At 46.8% G+C, this 17,644-nt stretch carries 17 protein-coding genes; 4 read left to right on the top strand and 13 right to left on the bottom strand.

The genetic code is table 11. The features are described from left to right. Positions 1-220: 220 nt before the first annotated feature. From GC130_RS04275 to GC130_RS04245, 7 genes are all read right to left on the bottom strand, one after another. The gene (locus GC130_RS04275; RefSeq protein ID WP_151997016.1) at positions 221-496 is read right to left on the bottom strand and encodes a hypothetical protein; all 276 of its coding nucleotides are present in this window, start codon (positions 494-496) and stop codon (positions 221-223) included. After that, positions 477-1,046, bottom strand: a complete 570-nt coding sequence (locus GC130_RS04270) for an RNA polymerase sigma factor (RefSeq protein WP_151997015.1) — start codon at positions 1,044-1,046, stop codon at positions 477-479. The genes GC130_RS04275 and GC130_RS04270 overlap by 20 nt, the downstream gene beginning before the upstream one ends. Positions 1,047-1,127: 81 nt before the next feature. Next, positions 1,128-2,858, bottom strand: coding sequence for a cellulase family glycosylhydrolase (locus tag GC130_RS04265; protein ID WP_151997014.1), 1,731 nt, complete (start codon positions 2,856-2,858; stop codon positions 1,128-1,130). Further along, a complete protein-coding gene (locus GC130_RS04260) occupies positions 2,855-3,943 on the bottom strand; it encodes a bile acid:sodium symporter family protein (RefSeq protein ID WP_151997013.1) in 1,089 nt (362 codons plus the stop codon). Before GC130_RS04260 ends, GC130_RS04265 begins: the two co-directional genes overlap by 4 nt. Before the next feature lie 74 nt (positions 3,944-4,017). Then, positions 4,018-4,776, bottom strand: a complete 759-nt coding sequence (locus GC130_RS04255) for a hypothetical protein (RefSeq protein ID WP_151997012.1) — start codon at positions 4,774-4,776, stop codon at positions 4,018-4,020. Positions 4,777-4,863: 87 nt separating this feature from the next. Beyond that, positions 4,864-5,808, bottom strand: coding sequence for an AraC family transcriptional regulator (locus tag GC130_RS04250; RefSeq protein WP_151997011.1), 945 nt, complete (start codon positions 5,806-5,808; stop codon positions 4,864-4,866). Positions 5,809-5,864: 56 nt separating this feature from the next. Beyond that, complete coding sequence (locus GC130_RS04245) at positions 5,865-6,626, bottom strand: creatininase family protein (RefSeq protein ID WP_151997010.1); 762 nt, start codon at positions 6,624-6,626, stop codon at positions 5,865-5,867. Positions 6,627-6,800: 174 nt separating this feature from the next. On the opposite strand from GC130_RS04245, the gene GC130_RS04240 reads away from it, so the two are divergent. After that, positions 6,801-7,295: a DinB family protein gene (locus GC130_RS04240; protein WP_201568303.1), complete on the top strand. Its 495-nt coding sequence runs from the start codon at positions 6,801-6,803 to the stop codon at positions 7,293-7,295. Positions 7,296-7,346: 51 nt separating this feature from the next. On the opposite strand, the gene GC130_RS04235 is transcribed toward GC130_RS04240, so the two are convergent. The 5 genes from GC130_RS04235 to lhgO form a co-directional block, all read right to left on the bottom strand. Continuing rightward, positions 7,347-8,087 carry a copper homeostasis protein CutC gene (locus GC130_RS04235; protein WP_151997009.1) on the bottom strand — a complete coding sequence of 247 codons (741 nt, stop codon included), beginning with the start codon at positions 8,085-8,087 and terminating at the stop codon, positions 7,347-7,349. A 14-nt stretch (positions 8,088-8,101) separates the two neighbouring features. Continuing rightward, entirely contained in the window at positions 8,102-8,542 is a 441-nt protein-coding gene (locus tag GC130_RS04230) for a DUF3368 domain-containing protein (protein WP_151997008.1), read from the bottom strand. Then, entirely contained in the window at positions 8,520-8,762 is a 243-nt protein-coding gene (locus GC130_RS04225; RefSeq protein WP_151997007.1) for a UPF0175 family protein, read from the bottom strand. Before GC130_RS04225 ends, GC130_RS04230 begins: the two co-directional genes overlap by 23 nt. Before the next feature lie 87 nt (positions 8,763-8,849). Beyond that, entirely contained in the window at positions 8,850-9,944 is a 1,095-nt protein-coding gene (gene moeB, locus GC130_RS04220) for a molybdopterin-synthase adenylyltransferase MoeB (protein WP_151997006.1), read from the bottom strand. Between the two features lie 72 nt (positions 9,945-10,016). Further along, the gene (gene lhgO / locus GC130_RS04215; protein ID WP_151997005.1) at positions 10,017-11,213 is read right to left on the bottom strand and encodes an L-2-hydroxyglutarate oxidase; all 1,197 of its coding nucleotides are present in this window, start codon (positions 11,211-11,213) and stop codon (positions 10,017-10,019) included. Positions 11,214-11,353: 140 nt separating this feature from the next. Between lhgO and GC130_RS04210 the strand changes: the two genes are divergently transcribed. Continuing rightward, positions 11,354-12,631, top strand: coding sequence for an acetyl-CoA hydrolase/transferase family protein (locus GC130_RS04210; protein WP_151997004.1), 1,278 nt, complete (start codon positions 11,354-11,356; stop codon positions 12,629-12,631). A 2-nt stretch (positions 12,632-12,633) separates the two neighbouring features. On the opposite strand, the gene GC130_RS04205 is transcribed toward GC130_RS04210, so the two are convergent. After that, positions 12,634-12,921 (bottom strand): hypothetical protein, encoded by a 288-nt coding sequence (locus tag GC130_RS04205; protein ID WP_151997003.1) that lies wholly within the window; start codon positions 12,919-12,921, stop codon positions 12,634-12,636. Between the two features lie 398 nt (positions 12,922-13,319). On the opposite strand from GC130_RS04205, the gene GC130_RS04200 reads away from it, so the two are divergent. Together GC130_RS04200 and GC130_RS04195 are read left to right on the top strand one after the other, a co-directional pair. Further along, entirely contained in the window at positions 13,320-14,450 is a 1,131-nt protein-coding gene (locus tag GC130_RS04200) for an efflux RND transporter periplasmic adaptor subunit (RefSeq protein ID WP_151997002.1), read from the top strand. 10 nt (positions 14,451-14,460) lie between these two features. After that, positions 14,461-17,634 carry an efflux RND transporter permease subunit gene (locus GC130_RS04195; RefSeq protein ID WP_151997001.1) on the top strand — a complete coding sequence of 1,058 codons (3,174 nt, stop codon included), beginning with the start codon at positions 14,461-14,463 and terminating at the stop codon, positions 17,632-17,634. The last annotated feature ends 10 nt before the right edge of the window (positions 17,635-17,644 follow it).

Below are 17,644 nucleotides of genomic sequence, written 5' to 3'. Positions count from 1 at the left end.
GCAGTTTTTTCATGAAAACCATCCCACTCCAGGGGGTGATTTCTTTGTCAGTAAAGGCCAGTTTTAAGTCCATCTGCCATGTAAGTTAAAATGACACGGAAAATCGTGCAATTGTGGTCGAAAAAAACAACTCATAGCATTGATAATCAGTGATTTAAAACCTAAAAACCCTAATGGCGGCCATTAGAAATTAAGCCCTAATGACAATTCTGGGTTCATGTTATTTGTCCTGGTTGAAAATTTGATCGATTTCCGCTCTGAAAGCTGCTTTGTTGGCAGCAGTAAAAAGTTTGTGGTCTATTGCCACAATTTCCTGTCTAAGCTGTTTTCGCCCATGCAGAAAAATGACTTCCGAAATGGTTTTTTGGAGCTTTACGCTGGCGATGAGCGGCGGATTCAGCAGCATTCTAGCTTCGAAAAGGAGCTTCGCTGCAATGCCTAGCCTTCCTTGCAGGTAGTTGTCAATTTGCGCTATTTCAGTCAGTGAAGTCCTCATAGTGCAGTGCTTTTGATTTTACTTCGTTTCTCACTTTTTCTAAGCACTTGTACTTCTGCACGGTGGCGGAACGCTCACTTCCGAAGCCGAAACTGGAGGCTATTAGTGGGATGCTCAGGCGATCATAATAGAAGCTTTTCAGCAGGTCCAGGCATTTTTGACCAGCAAGTTCCAGCAGACTGAGCAGTTTGTTAGCCGAAGGATGCGCTTCATTGAGGTCGGGCACGTCGAGGCACTTTTCCCACTTTTCCAGGTGGACTTCGTTACTTCGGGTTTTTGCTTTTCGAATCCACAAGTGTTTACATATTCCAAGTAAATACGCTTTGTAGGAAATTTCTACATGTACTTTTTTCGAAGTGAGGCTCTCATAAAAGAGAACCAGGGCATCCTGAAAAATATCTTGGGCATCCTCCAGATTGCCACCCATGCGGTGAACGAACCTGGCGGCTGCGGGGAAAGCTTCTTCATAGAGCGCTTCAAAAAGGGCGAGTCTGTCGTCAGCCGTCGTCGCCATGAAGGGCTTTCTTTCAAGGGTCTCGGTTACTTCCATGCAATAGCTTTTACTATAAGTGCAGAAAAGAGGGAGAATATCACCTTCAAATGGAGAAATTATTAAATAATTTTCTGAGAGCTACTCTTTTATTACCCGAAAAGTCTCGCTGATCGCTCCCTTCGTAAGCCTAACCAAATAGAGCCCCGCCGGAAGCCGACCCATGTCGATTGATCTGCTGGCTGGCTCAAAGGGGAGCACACCAACAAAACGGCCCTGCATATCGAATGCCCGGGCACTGTGGTAATTTTCCAATCCACTCACAAACAATTGGGACGAAGTAGGGTTGGGGAATACCGTAATATTTCCCCCCGACTCATCGTCCAGTGCAGTAACTGAGTTGAGAACCTCTTCAACCAAAATATCGGAGATGCTCAAATCCACTGTTGATTTACCCAGGTCAAACACCAACCTCGCCTGATCGTCGGTGGGTTCGTTCATCGTAAAGGTGAAAATAAACCTCGTTTCTGTAGCCGGTATGCTTACACCATTGTATCCGCTGTATGCCGTCCATGGGTCGCCGTTTTTGCCGGCATAGAAGGTAGCCGCCCGGGCTTCATCTGCTTTGGCGCTGAAGCCTATCTGGTAAGTCTTTCCTTTCGTGAACGAAAGACCGGTTTTGGTGAGTTGAATATGCCAGCCTTCAGTGCCACCGCCTGATATCGCCACTGTGAGTTTATTGCCAGCATTGTCTAATAGCGAGGTGGCACCTCCCTGATTCACCACAAGCCAACCATCCCGACCGGCGCTGAAGTCACTTTGGTAGACGACTTTGGTATTGACCTTGGCTGGCTCGGGCATGGGGTTGTGTAGCAGCGCATCTACCAGTGGTTCAAGAAACGATTTGTTGGCAGGATCGTAAACCCCGAACCCTGCGCTGAATTCCCAATAGGCCCAGCTCATGTTTTGCGACTCAAACCAGCGAGCCAGGTAGGTCGTCCACCGAACCCGTGAGTCGATATCGGCCGTGCTAAAGGCACCAAACTCACCAACATTGAATGGCAGGTTGTGTTCCTCGGCGAAAGCCTGGGCGACCTTGAATTCGTTAACGACTGTCAGTCGTTCGGCTTCCGTATCATTCCACTCAGTACCAAGCCATGCCTGGGTTTCCGGGCCCACCCAATCAGCTCCCTGGTGGGTAAAGTGAAAGGGGTTGTAATAGTGGATGCTAAGAATGAGGTGGTCATCATCAGGAATCTCCAATTGAGGAACAGCAGTAAGTCCACCGTACTCCGCCACTCCCAATACCACGCTTCTTGTAGGATTCGTTTTTCGGATTTCAGTCAGCGCTTTGGCAAAAAGATTGTTCCATTGTGCCGGGGTTATCTCTCCGTGTGGCTCGTTCAGTACTTCAAACAAGAGGCTGTCGGGGTAATCTTTGAAATGGTTGGCAATTTGGTTCCACTGCGAAAGAAATCGGGTCTCTTCCTGGGTCACGTTCTCAAAAAGGGAGTCGTGGTGGTGCATATTCACGATGATATGCAGCTTGTATTTCAGTGCCGTGTCGACAACGGCCTGAATTCTCTGCAAAAAGTCTGCATTGATCGTATAGGGTGGATCGACCATGCTCCGTTCAGGCGTTTCCCAACGAACGGGGAGCCTCACGTGCTGAAAGCCGAGGTCTGCTATTATTTTGAAGTACTCCGGCTGCCAGGGGTTGCTCCATGCATCTTCGGTAGGTGCCTCAAAGGAATTGCCCATGTTGATGCCACGACCAAGTCTGTCATTGATCTCTGACGAGGACGCCGCCTGACTAAAGGCGCCTTGTGTCAAAAACAGCCAAACAGCCGCCGGAAGCAGAAGCCTTTTCATTTTGGATCTTCTTCACCTGTTGGTTTGTCTCTCCACCAATTTGCCAGGATGGACCCTGTAATATTCATTAAAGAACCGAAGACAGACGGGCCGAGGCCCATGGTCGCTACTTTTCCCATTCCCTGGGCTATTCCGGAGGCCAGGCCGCCGTTTTGCATGCCTACCTCAAAGGCAATTGTTCTACAGTCTCTTTCTGGTAATTTGATGGCCTTGCATAGCTTATAACCAAGAAAGTAACCAGCCGTGTTGTGCAGCAAGGCAGCGAAAACAAGGATCACCCCATAAGTGAGGAGGGCATCCCTGCCTGATGCAGTAATGATGCTGATGATGATGGCAATGCCCGCCATTGACAAAAGGGGCATCGCCCTGTCTACCCAGGGGGCCTTTCCGTGAAAGAGTTTGTTGAAGATCAGGCCACCAATGATCGGGATGATCACAATTTTGACAATGCTCCACATCATCCCCCAAAATTCGATGGGAACATATTGTCCGGCTAGTAACTTCATCCATAAGGGTGTCATTAGCGGAGCCAGCATGGTGGCTACTGCCGTCATTGTTACCGAAAGGGCCACATTGGCTTTGGCCAGGTAGGCCATCACGTTGCTGGCTAATCCACTTGGAGCTGAGCCAATCAGTATGATGCCGGCGGCTATTTCAGAAGGGAAGTTAAACAGCTTGGCTATCCCAAATCCGAGCAGCGGCATAATAGTAAACTGGCATAGTAGACCAACACCTACTCCTTTCGGCATTTTGACTACTCCCTCAAAATCTTTGATGCTCATGGACGTGCCCATGCCGAACATGATGATTTGAAGCAGCGGAACTATCAACGTGCCCAGCTTGAAATCGCCGATTTGCTGAAACGGTGCGGGGTAGTACATGGCGGCAGCAACCGATGAAAAAATGACTACAGAGTAACTATAGCCTTTTGCTTTTTCACTTCCTCTTAATGCAAACGCCAGTAAGAGAAGGCCGGCAATCAGCAAGGGCCCACTGATTGGGGAGCTAAGTCCAATGCCGGCAATGGCAGCGGCGACTAGTAATGCTAAAGCAATAAATAGGGTGTAGGTATATGTCTTTTTCATAATGTAGCAATGGAATGAATCGATTCAATCCATTTCTAAGATGCTGCGGATTTATCAAAAAGCCAAAGAAATGCTCACCCCTTGGCTAAATGATTTTGTAAACGGGACGCAGCGCCTTCTTTCTTTAGAAGAAAAACTTGACGCAGTGACAAAACATGAAGAGAAAAGGCAAGGGGCACGAGTATGCCGGGAAGCAAAACGAAAGGAAAAGTTGCCACAATTTCATTGGCCGGATTATTCATGAAAACCCGGAATGGTGTGGGCATAGACAGCACTGCAATCGTGACTATATTGAGCAGTAGCAGCAGTCCACCAATATTCCATGCAATGGCAAAGCTGGTATTGAATCGGTTCTGCCCAAAACAAAAGAAACCTGCTGGAATAGCTGTAAGGCCTACGAGGATATCCCAGTTGCGGCCTTCGAAAGTCATTTGAGCTGGCAGCAGGTTTTGCATAAAGAGCATCCAAAGCAGTATCTCGACAGGTAAGCGGAAGGTTTGCAGGTACATGATCCAGGAAGGTGGAACTTGTTTTAGCAGGTTGTCCAGTTTTCCAAAAAGTGTAACGACGGTGATTGAAATAATAGGGATCAGCGGGGCCATCAGAAGACGGGGAGGAAGCGTAGAGAAATCAGAAAAGAAGCCCGAAAGAGCGAGGCTGCTGATGATTGTGATCCAAATTGAAATGACAAATAGAAATCTCCAATGTCCTCTTGGATTGAGGTGGGTATTGGATTTGACTGTTTTTGCAATGGCCCAGGTGACTAGCCCTAAGCAAATGACCGACAAGACCACAAAGTAGACTGCCGTGGAGGTAAAAAATGATGTTTTCATTGTTTGAGTAATTTGATTGTGGAGCAAAGGTAGGGCAGCCATCAGGCATATAAGATGACCATTATTGCTAAGTTTTAACCGGCTGGATCAGGCAAACAAACTTCTGCGATATTGGGTGGGATAGGCCCCGAAACGCTGAAAGAATAGTCTACTAAAGCTTGTGGCATTCTCAAAGCCTAGTTGAATGGCAATTTGGTTGACGGGAATCTCTTTTGACTTGAGAAGGGAAAAAGCCCTTTGTAAACGGAGCCGCTGGAGATATTGATAGGGGGAGCAACCGAAGGTCACCTTGAATAACCTCAAAAAATGGTACTTGGAGAGGAATGCTTCATCAGCCAGCTTTTGCAGGTCTATGCTTTGGTTCTGGTGACTGTGCAAATAATCGAGCGAATAAGAAAGCCGTCGATGGAGCTCAATGCGGGTGGAAGCTTTCGCAGCAGGCAGCTTCCGAACTTCCTTAAGAATTTGACGATGCTGAGAAAGCAGATAAACCATGAGCTGGTAATTGTATTCATCTAGCTTTAAGCTACTCAGGTTTCCGTTTTTATGGTCGGCATAAAGACACTTTACAATACCTGCAAGGGTATCGTCTTTCCTGTAGAGCCGATTAGCAAAACCAATGTTTTCTGACGTCAGTCCATAAGAATCGTTGAGAATTTGATCCGTTGGAGTAATTAGCCCTGAAAGGACTTGCAACGAAAGGTCTTCTCCCAGGTGAATATTGAGTGTTTCGGCAGGTTGGTCAGGCTCAACAGTCAGTGTATATTCCTGATTCTTGTTGGTGACGTAGAAAAAGTCGTCGTTAATGGTGGCAGTAGGCCCGCCTGTCGAGCAGTAGCTGTTGCCACTTATATTCATGAAAATTGAAATAGGCCCCTGCACGTCCGGCCGATAGGCTGAGGAAGTCGTGGCATTAATAATGCAATTAGGCCACTTGGGTTTGATCAGTTTTCCTGAGGAATCGGTGACTTTGATCTGCCCCGACACCATCGACTTAAGCCATTTAATATCAGGGAAATCGGATCGGATCATTTTGATTCAAGGTGACTCAAATCTTTACGAATTTCATAAACAGATGGTTTTGACCGTTACTCATAAAAGTCCTCTTTATCAATTTGGGAAAGCTCCAACATCAACTTGCCAAGTTTTTGTGTAACGTCTTTGAAAAAGCGAGCTCCTTTTTCCGCAGTAGATTTTTTTGGATTGCCAATACCCGTATCAGCCGAAACTTTTGACCACTCTCTTTCTTTCCAGGCCCAGCCTTCCCTGAAACCCTGGATGCGTGGTTTTTTGTCTTTCCCGTCCCCGGCCTGGTCGAGCGGCAGCACCAGCTCGGGTCTCAGGTGCATAATGAGGCAGGTTTCCATTTCGTCGGCATGGTCTCCAGGCTCTTCAAAGTACTGCTTCTTGTCCATCGACTGGAACCAGTTACAGGTGCTGAGCAACATTTTTGGGTACCTGACACCCAGCTCTCGCAGCATGGTTTTGAAGTCGTTGCCACCATGGCTGTTCACAATCAGCAGCTTGTAAATGCCTTGCCGGTTGAGCACCTCAATAATATCGTTGAGAATAGCCAACTGCGTACTGGGGTAGAGGTTGATGTCAAGCTTGATGTCGGTTTGGCCAGTGTTTACGCCAAAGGGAATGGTGGGGAGTACGGTCAATTTTGCACCGGCTTCCCAGGCGATACGACCTGCCTCAGCGGCTATGCTGTCAGCTTCGTACACGTCGGTGCCATAAGGCATGTGGTAGTTGTGGGCCTCAGTGGCGCCCCATGGTAAAATGGCCAAATCAATTTGGCGATCCTTGATGTCTTTCCAATTGCACTCGGCGAGTAGGTATTGTTTCATAGGGTTGAAGCTAGAATTTTTGAGAGTATTATCAAACTACAAAGTTGAACAGACATTTGGCTGGTTTACTAATTGAAGAAAAAAGTTTTTATATAAAAAATCGACTGACAGACAGCTGTCAGTGGCCGGTGCTAGCTTGGCTTCATCAAAGAAATTTTGAACCTAAAATCACACATGATGAATCAGCTAAACACTCAGATTGAAGCCGGAGTAATTTCACCAGAGCAGTTGCTCAAACACTGGCAGGGACATAGAAGCCTGACCCGCCGGGTGATAGAAGCTTTCCCTGAAAAGGAGTTTTTTGAACATTCCATTGGCGGCATGCGACCATTTTCGAAACTCGTCAGTGAGATGCTTGCCATTGCGGTGCCAGGTCTGAAGGAAATTGTTACTGGCAAAACAACGCCCTTTAATGAAGAGCTGGAGTTTGAAGGGAAAAAAGAAAATGTACTGAAGGCATGGGATGAGTCTACAGAGCAAATTAACGTCTACTGGAAGCAGCTTTCAGCAGAAAGGTTCCAGGAGCAAATCAAGCTTTTTGGGCAGTATGAGGGAACAGTGGTGTCCAACCTTTTCTATTTCATCGACAACGAGATTCACCACAGGGGGCAGGGCTATGTGTATCTTCGGTCGTTGGGTATTCAGCCGCCCTTCTTCTGGGAGAGGTAGAACCATATTGTGGCTGTCTCAACAAACCAATTGGCTTTTGAGACAGCCTTTTTATTTTTTGGTACCTTCGGCTAACAGGCGGACTTTTTTCACTCTTTCTGCACTTACCACCAGCTTTTGGTACTCTCTCGGGTCGTCTCCCATAGACACGGCGGGGTTTCTGAACGCCATGAGACTGTCCACAAAACTCCTCCCTGAAATATGGATTTCTTTCGCTCCAGTGGTTTTCACCAGATCGGCCACATTTTCTTCGCTGATACCAGCGCCTGGCATGATAATAATTCGGTCGCCGGCCTTTTTGATAAGCTCGGCCAGCAACTGCCTGCCATTGTAAACGTTGGCCTGCTGTCCGGAGGTGAGTATTCTGTCAAAGCCAGCTTCAATGCACGCTTCGAGTGCTTGGTGGGGATCATTGGTCATGTCGAACGCCCTGTGGCATGTCACTTTCAGCGGCCTGGCAAGCTGCACAAGCTCCTTGTTTCTTTCGGTATCCACTTCGCCATTGGCTTTGAGTATACCGAAGACCACACCGTCTGCTCCTAGTTTTTTAGCCGATTCAATGTCTTTTTTCATGACCTCAAATTCCTCATCGGAATAGAGGAAGTCGCCACCTCTTGGCCTGACCATGACGAACACTGGTATCCGTGCCTTTTCTTTAGCAGCCAGGATCATTCCAGCGGAGGGTGTGGTGCCTCCATCGCCAGGGCTATCACATAACTCTATGCGACTGGCACCACCTTCGATGGCGTTGAGCACTGAACTGATGTTGTAGCAGACTACTTCTATGGACATATTGAAAATGGTATTTAGGTTAGCAGTGATTTTAATAGGTCATCAGATACTCTGAAATCAGTTTTTTTAATTTTTTTGATGACTTCAGTCATGTTTGAAATAAGCCCTTTTTTTCCGGCCAGTTTCAGCACGCCAACTGACCCTGTAAATTTGATGCCTATTTCTTTCGCTACTTGTCTGCCTTTGAGTTCGTCGATAATAAGCAGAGAAGAGGGGCTTTCCATAACAAGTGCAATGGCTGATGCTTCTCCTGCGTCAATGAATGCCTTAAATATTTTTAGCGAATCTTCTTTTGGGTTGACTACTTGCACCCATTTAGGCAAAGGGTGGCCATATTCAGCAGCTATAACTGGAGTGATGGTGATTGTTCCAAACAACTGATTGAGAAGGCTTAATTGTTCAATTTTTGTTAGCAGGATCAAACAACTTGTGTCAACTATTGTGACTTTCAGCATTTTTCAAGTCATCTTCAAGGTCTTCCATGGGGTAATTAAAAAACGAGACTCCATACTCTCCAAGAAGTTCCATAAAGGTTTCTTTCGAATAGCCGACGATATCAGCGGCTTGTCCGAGGGTCAATTTTCCCTTTTCATAGAGCCGTGCCGCAAGATACATTCTGGCATCCTTGTCATCAACGTCAACAGTATCAGGAAGTTCTATTGTCAGAGTTTTCATAATAAACGATGTATGCTAATTGGTTACCTTAGGCAAGATAACAAGTATTATGACCAATTCATCCATTTCGTTAAAAGCAAAGCGTACTTAGTACGTAGGCAAGGTCGGATCAATTTCCTCAGCCCAGGCATGAATACCTCCGACGAGGTTATAGAGATTGTCGAATCCGTACCGTGATTGCAGCGCTTGAATAACGGAGCCACTGCGCCCTCCATGGTGACAATGAACGACCACCTGGCGGTCTTTGTCAATCAAGTCCAGGTATTCCTGCAGCTGGCTCATGGGCATCAGCTCGCCACCTATATTCACCGTCTCATATTCGTGGGCCTCTCTTACGTCGATCAACTGAAAACTGACGTTATTTCTCTTCCACGAGTCGAGTTCCTGAACGGTTATTTCTTTCATATTTTTCCGGTAGTTCTTAATGCCGCAAAACGCCTCGTAGTCGATAAGCTTGGTCACCTTGGCCCTCGTACCTTTTGGCTTTATCACCATCTTTTGGCGGGTGTTGTCCCATGCCCCAAGCATTACTAAGGTGCTGTCCAGGACTTCGCCAGACTGGGTAATGATTTTAAGTGCTTCTATGGCCTGCATGGTTCCGATAAGCCCTGGAAGCACGCCGAGTACGCCCTCCTCTTCACAAGTGGGTACCGAACCAGCCGCTGGAGGAGCAGGGTAGAGGTCTCTGTAGTTAGCACTTTCTTTTGTGAGGTTGAATACGGCCACCTGACCTTCAAACCGATGAATCGCACCGTAGATGTATGGCTTGTCTGCCAAAAGGCATACATCGTTCATGAGGTAGCGGGTGGGAAAGTTGTCGGTGCAGTCGATCACAAGGTCAAACCCGGCGACAATATCCAGCGCATTGGCAGAGGTGATTTTCTCCGGGTAAGCCACCAGCTCGATGGTGGAGTTGAGCGCCACTAGGTGGCTTTTGGCAGCGTCAGCCTTATTTTTACCGATGTCACTTTCCCGAAAGAGCACCTGCCGTTGCAGGTTGCTGATGGAAACGACGTCGTTGTCGACAATGCCAATTCGTCCCACGCCAGCTGCGGCAAGATATTGCAGGACAGGACAGCCCAACCCACCCGCACCAATCACCAGTACCCTGGCTTCAGCAATCTTTTGCTGGCCAGCGGAGCCTATTTCTTTCAGTGACAAATGGCGAGCGTATCTGGACATGGAAGAAAGTTATCGGTTAATAGTGAAAAGTAAAAGGGTATCCTTCAACCCCCGCACTTCTTGCCGCTGTGCTCAAAATCTTTTGAGTACGATATTCGATACTGTTTCTCCTATCGAAAGGCTGGAGGTGGCCGCCGGGCTGGGCGCATTGCAAACATTCACGGCTATGTCGTTTTCCAAAATCAGGAAGTCGTCTAACAGGCCGCCGTTGCGATCGCAGGCCTGAGCACGCACACCCGCTCCGCCCGGTTCAAGATCCGACTCTTTCAAATCAGGGAGGAGCTTTTGCAGGGCAATGGTGAAAGCAGTTTTGCTGAACGATCTGTACATTTCGCCAAAGCCTGTTTTCCAGTATTTCCAGGCCACTTTCTGAAATCCTGGCCAGGCCAGTGTTTCTGCCAGCTCAAAAAGGTTGATTTTTGACTTGCTATATCCTTCTCTTCTGAACGCCAGCACCGCATTGGGGCCAGCTTCCACTTCGCCGCCCACCATTCGTGTGAAGTGTACGCCAAGGAATGGGAAATTAGGATCCGGCACCGGGTAGATCAGGTTCTTGACCAGATACTTTCTTTCTTCTTTTATTTTGTAGTACTCACCTCTGAAGGGCACAATCTTGATATTGACTTCCTGTCCGGTCATCCGGGCGATTTTGTCAGAATAGAGACCGGCGCAGTTCACCACCAGTTTCGTTTGGTAAGTGTCCTTATTAGTGACCACCGTGCAACCGCCACCTTCCTTCCTGATTTCCCTAACAGCCTCACTTATATGAATCTGACCATCATCCTTTCTTATCACTTCAGCTAGTTTGGCCGATACTTCTTTGTAGCTGATGATGCCAGTATAAGGCACCCAAATTCCCTCAATACCATTTACATAGGGCTCTTTTTCTTTTAATTGCTCAGCAGTAAGCCGTTCGTTTTTCACCAGGCCATTTTGAATACCTCTTTCAAAAAGGTTGTTAAGAAGCGGTAACTCTTCCTTCGAGGTGGCTACGACAATTTTGCCACAAAGGTCGTACTCAATTCCATGTTCGTTGCAAAAGTCAAGCAGCATGTTGTAGCCATTGATGCAATTTGTCGCTTTCAGGCTCCCTGGCTTATAATATAAGCCGGAATGGATAACCCCACTATTGTTGCCGGTTTGGTGAGCTGCCAGTCTGGGCTCTTTTTCAATGAGCAAAACCTTAAGTCCGGGTCGTTTCTTTTTTAGTTGGTAAGCGGTGGCCAATCCCACAATCCCTCCACCAATGATCGTAATATCGTATTGCATGCTTTTCAGTTGATGTTGCGAATATAAGACTCAAAGGTGAATTATAACTGCATGATAATAATCAGTATACTTTGGGAGTGAAATCATCCTGACGTTTTGTAGTGGGTAATACTTTTGTGCCAACATAAATCATCTCAATCATGGAAAGGAAAGTTGTGAGTGCCGAGGAAGCGCTGAAGGTTGTAAAGTCTAATGACCGGGTTTTTGTTCATAGTGTGGCTGCGGCACCCAAGATACTGATAGACGCCCTGGTGGCGAAAGCGCCCGAGCTAAGAAATGTGGAAATTATGCACCTGCACACCGAAGGGCCGGCTGACTATGCAAAACCTGAATATGCCAGCAACTTTCATGTTCATTCACTTTTTGTGGGTGCCAATGTGCGCAAAGCTACGCAGGAGCACAGGGCCGACTACATACCGATATTTTTAAGTGAGATTCCAAGGCTTTTCAGAGAGAAAATTCTCCCGATTGATGTGGCGCTTGTTTCGGTTACCCCACCTGACAAACACGGCTATTGTTCACTCGGCGTGTCTGTTGATGCCACCCTGGCGGCTATCGAAACGGCCAAAGTTGTGATTGCGCAGGTGAATCCACTAATGCCACGCACTTTCGGAGACAGCTGTTTACCGGTGAGCAAATTTCACTATTTGGTAGACGGAAAAGTGCCAATACATGAAGTGCCTTCGCCTCCTATTAGTGAAGTGGAGAAAAAGATAGGTCAGCACATCGCAGGTATGGTAGAAGATGGTGCAACGCTTCAAATGGGCATTGGAGCCATTCCCAACGCAGTACTTTCGCAGCTTACCAACCACAAACATTTAGGCATCCACACCGAAATGTTCTCCGATGGCGTGGTGCCACTGGTAGAATCGGGTGTGATCGACGGTAGTATGAAGGCCATTAACAGAGGCAAGATTGTGTCGACCTTTGTAATGGGCAGCAAGCTTACCTATGATTTTATCGACAACAACCCCTCGGTCAATCTTTACGATGTCGCTTTTGTTAACGATGTTGCTACAATCCGTCGCAACCCCAAGGTAACATCAATCAACTCGGCCATCGAGATTGATATCACTGGTCAGGTTTGCGCCGACTCCATTGGCACCCTACATTACTCCGGGGTAGGTGGGCAAATGGATTTTATCAGGGGAGCATCCTATTCAAAAGGAGGAAAGCCAATAATAGCGTTGCCATCGGTGACCGGGAGAGGTGAAAGTAAGATTGTGCCATTTCTCAAAGAAGGTGCAGGCGTAGTGACCACCCGGGCTCACGTGCACTACATTGTAACGGAATGGGGCGTAGCCTATTTATATGGCAAAACACTGCATCAAAGAGCTCGTTTGCTTATCGATATAGCCCATCCCGACCATAGGGAGGCATTGGAGCGGAAGGCTTTTGAAAGGTTTGGGAAGATATAATGTTAGCTTTTTAGCTGAATCTGATGGGGGCTGGTCTTGGGAACTCGTTCAATAATTCCTCTGGCCTCCATATCCAGCTTAACGGTAACGAAATACCACAACACTTTTCCATCGAATGAGGCTGTCAACTCGTTCACTGCCTGGTCTGCAAGACTTTCAAACGTCCTGGGTTTTCCGTCTTTCAACTTCTTGGCTATGAAAGCATAAATCACATCATATTTATGTTTCATGATATTGACACCCTTTTTACCCTGGGGGTGAAGCGTCAGAATTTTCTCTTTGTCAACCATTATTCGAAAGTTTGACCGTGGATTGTACCTTTGAGCCTCGTTCAATTTAGTTATTTGCAGAGGTTATATCAACAGTTGTAGCCGCCAATTAGCCGGTAGTTCCGCCGGCAGCTTCCACTCTTCTATGAAATTTGGTAGAACTTCCTGATAATTTAGCCAATCGTCCGAAACCCGGAAAATTATCCGTATTTTGAACAACCTTTGCAAGCTTTTTGCGTCCGATAGACAGTGCGCTGCAGCCTGCCGGCGTATTGCTTTCATTAATCCACAGCAGAAAACAAAGCCCACTCTGAGCGGGTTTATTTGAGAATAGAGCCTATTGTAAAGATTGAATCCATTGTTTGGCATTAGAAGGCCTTCACATACGTAAGTAAAATCATTTTGACCTATAAATTTCTATGTCTTTAAGAAGAAAACTCATTGCGTTTCTGGTTGTCGTGTTAATGGTGACTGGCTCCATTGGCCTTTATAGCTTTCTGGCAGCAAAAAAGGAACTACCCCCTGAAAAGGAAGCCCCCGAGGTTGTCAACTATGTGAAAGTGAGAGAAGTGGCTTTCCAGAACGTTGAAACGGAAGTCGAAGCCTATGGCAGGGTAGGTTCTTCGCAGCCCATCGATTTGTTGGCCGAAGTTGGCGGAAGGTTGATAATGGGGGACGTGCCACTGAAAGAAGGGCAGAACTTTAAGAAAGGTCAACTGCTTGTGAGGGTAAATGACGTGGAAACAAGGCTGAATCTCCAGGCGAGAAAAAGTAGCTTCCTTAACCTCATCGCCTCTATTTTGCCTGACCTTAAAGTGGACTACGCCAGCAGCTTTCCGGCATGGCAAACCTACTTTGCGAACATAAAAACAGATAGTCCGCTTCCTGAGCTTCCTGAAATAACAGACGTCAAGGAGAAGACTTTTTTGGCCACCAAGAATATTTTGAGTGAATTCTATTCTATTCGGGGACTTGAAGAGAACCTGAGAAAATACCATATGATTGCTCCTTACAACGGCAGTATTTCCGTAGTTAATATAGAGCCCGGCACTTATGTAAACCCAGGATCCAACATCGGTCGAATCCTCCGCACTGACGCCTTCGAAATTAAAGTGCCCATTGAAGCCAAGGACATTCAGTTTGTAGAGCTTGGCAAGCGGGTGAAGGTGATCAAGGGTGAAGATGAGTCAAACTCACTTACAGGAAGAGTGATCAGAATGACAGACTATATCGATCCTACCACACAGACATTCCATGTGTATGTGTCGGTGGAAAACAACCAGAAACAGGCATTGTATGACGGGCTGTATTTGAAGGTTGTGATTCCGGGGAAAATGGTTGATAACGCCATAGAGGTGCCGAGAGGGGTGGTGAGAAACAAAGGAGAAGTCTTTGTGTATAACAATGGACAATTGGGTAGCAGAAGTGTTTCAGTGATCAAAAACAATCAAAATACTTATCTGATTACCGGACTGAAGGAAGGAGATTCGCTAGTGACCGAAGCTCCGCTGAATGCATTTGAGAAAATGAAAGTGGAAATCATTAAATAATCCAGAGGATATGAGAGCAATTTTATCATTCTTTATTAGGTATCCAATTTGGGCTAACGTAATACTGTTTGCAGTATTTCTTCTGGGGTTGGCTAGCTTCCTGACCATGAAGAAGTCGTTCTTCCCTGAGAGAACGCCGAACATGATTACTGTGTCGGTTGCATATCCTGGTGCGGCTCCTGAGGAAATGGAGGAGGGTATTACTATTAAAATCGAGGAGGCCCTCAAGGGAATCGTTGGTATTGTGGAGGTGAGATCCGTGTCGAGCGAGAACTCGGCGTCCATCACCATTGAAACATCAACCAACTATGAACTTGACGAAGTTCTCACCGAAGTAAAAAACGCAGTTGACAGGATCAATTCCTTTCCGGTAGGTGCTGAAAAGCCCACGGTTTTCAAGCAGCAGTCCACCAGCATGGCCTCTTTCCTGGGCCTCAAAGGCGATGTGCCATTAAGGGAACTTAAAATAATTGCAGAGAAAATTGAGGACGACCTTCTTAAGTCGGGGCTGATTACACAGGTAAGAGTGTCTGGTTTTCCTGACCTGGAAATATCAATAGAGGTGCCGGAGGAGAACCTTTCTCGCTATGGCATCACGTTTACCCAGGTAGCCAATGCGGTCCGTGTAAACAACCGTGACGTGTCGGGCGGTACCATCAAAACCTCTGAAGAGGAAATAAGGATACGGGCCAATGCCAAAGACTATGACCCCGAAGTGATTGGGAATATCGTTTTGAAGGCTAATGCCGATGGCACCCGGGTGCTGCTCAAAGACATTGGTACTGTTACGCTAGGTTTTGCTGACATCCCTAACAAGTATTATAGCAATAATGTGAGGGCTGTCAATATCTCGGTAAGTAAGTTGCCTGAAGAGGATCTTCTCGCTATTTCTGAGTATCTGGATAAGTACGTGGCAGATTTCAACGCCCAGAATCAGGGTGTAACTCTGTTCACAAACTTTGATTTCTACTCAATACTTGAGCAACGAATAGACCTATTGACGAGCAACTTTGTTCTTGGCCTCGTTTTGGTGATGATCACGCTAGGGCTATTCCTGTCATTGAGACTTTCGTTTTGGGTGGCTGCAGGCATCCCGATTTCTTTTCTGGCCATGTTTGTAGTTGGCAGCATTGCCGGCATCACTATTAACATGCTGTCACTATTTGGAATGCTTCTGGTAGTTGGGATACTCGTGGACGACGGTATTGTTATCTCCGAAAACATATATACCCATTTTGAAAAAGGAAAGACGCCCGAACAGGCGGCGGTAGATGGCACGTTGGAAATGATGCCTTCAGTGTTTACCTCGGTGGCCACGACTATGTTGGCTTTCGTAACGCTGATTTTCCTGGATAATGGTGGGTTTAGCTACGAAATGGCGGTGGTGGTAATTGCCTGCCTTGGCTTTTCGCTGGTAGAAGCTTTCTTAATCCTGCCTTCTCACCTGGCCTCCAAAGCCATTTTGTCAAAGAGAAAGCCGGACACATTGTATGACCGGTTCAGGACAACAATGGAGAAAGGCATTGACTTTGTTCGTTTCAGGCTGTACGGAAATTCCATTAAGTTTTTGGTTCAATGGCGTTGGATTGCAATGATGGGGCCATTGGTGTTTGTGATGATGGTAGTGGGGATGTCACAAGGCGGTTTGATAAGGTTCGAGTTTTTTCCGAGAACCCCTTTTGACGATTTGCAGGTGGATCTTATGCTCAAACCAGGTACCCGAGAAAACATTACCGAAGACTACCTGAGAAGATTTCAGGATCAGGTATGGGAAGTGCATGAAGAAATGAAGAAGGAGGCGGGCTTAACCGAACCGTTTTTCTCGTCAGTGGACATCATAATTGGCAGCGGCGCAAGCAGAACGAGCAGCGGCAGCCATGTGGGATATGTAGGGGTTAATTTTGAAGACCTGGAGGGTAAAAACATTTCAGCGTTTGAGGTTGCTAACCGAATTAGGAAAAAAATTGGCCCTATCCCGGAGGCTGAGAACTTTACAGTAGGAGCTGCCCAGCGATGGGGCAAGCCTGTTTCCATAGCGCTGAAAGGCAAGTATATTGACGAAATAGAGGAGGCAAAAACCGAGCTCAAGGAAAGCCTGAGAAGGATTGATCTGCTAAAGGATATTACCGACAATTCTGCGATAGGTCAGCGGGAAATAAAGCTTGAACTAAAGCCATTGGCTTATTTCATGGGCTTGAATCATCAGGATATTACGCAGCAGATACGTCAGGGCTTCTTTGGCGAAGAAGTGCAACGACTGATTATAGGCACCGACGAGGTGAGAGTATGGGTGCGCTACCCGGAAGAGGATCGGGTAAACGTCAGCCAGCTTGAATCGATGAAGATCAGAGCTGCTAATGGTTCTGAGTATCCGCTGTCACAGCTTGCCACCTATGAAGTGGAGAGAGGGGTGTTGAGTATCAACCGCTTCAACGGAAAGCGGGAGGTGAGGGTAGAGGCCGATTTGGCCAACAACAACACCTCGATGCCGCCGCTGATAGAAAAGATTACAGCTGATATTATGCCACCCATCATGGCAAGGCATCCCTCGCTGGAATACTCTTTCGAAGGTCAACAGCGTCGGGCATCGAGAGAGCTTGATTCGGGAGCGGTAATCTTTGGGTTGTGCTTGATAGCAACTCTTTTGTTGCTTATGCTAACTACCCGATCTTATCTGCAACCGTTCATGATTTTCTCGCTCATACCACTCGGCTTTATTTGTGCCATATTCGGTCACTGGATTGAAGACAAAACGGTTTCTATTCTGAGCGCCTATGGCATGCTGGCATTGTCGGGTGTAATTATCAACGATGCTGTGGTGATGGTGGATCAATTTAACCGTAACCTCAAAGAGGGCATGAATATGCACGATGCAGTGATTGATGCTGGAATTAGTAGATTCAGACCTATTGTTCTAACATCGGCAACAACCGTAGCGGGGCTTTACCCTATCATTCTTGAGACAAGCTTCCAGGCCCAGTTCCTGATTCCAATGGCCATTTCTATTGCTTATGGTGTAGCACTGGGAACGCTGTTTATCCTTTTCTTCTTCCCGGTGTTTCTCATGGTGATGAACGATATCAGGGTGTACTCCAAGTGGTTGCTATTCGGTGGAGAGAAGCCAAATAAGGAAGAGGTAGAGCCGGCGGTGAAAGAAATGAAAAAGGGCTATGCCCTTAACTAATCATTGATCT

The organism is Imperialibacter sp. EC-SDR9, assembly GCF_902498805.1.
Classification (GTDB): Bacteria; Bacteroidota; Bacteroidia; order Cytophagales; family Cyclobacteriaceae; genus Imperialibacter.
This window is presented reverse-complemented; position numbering and strand designations above follow the sequence as displayed.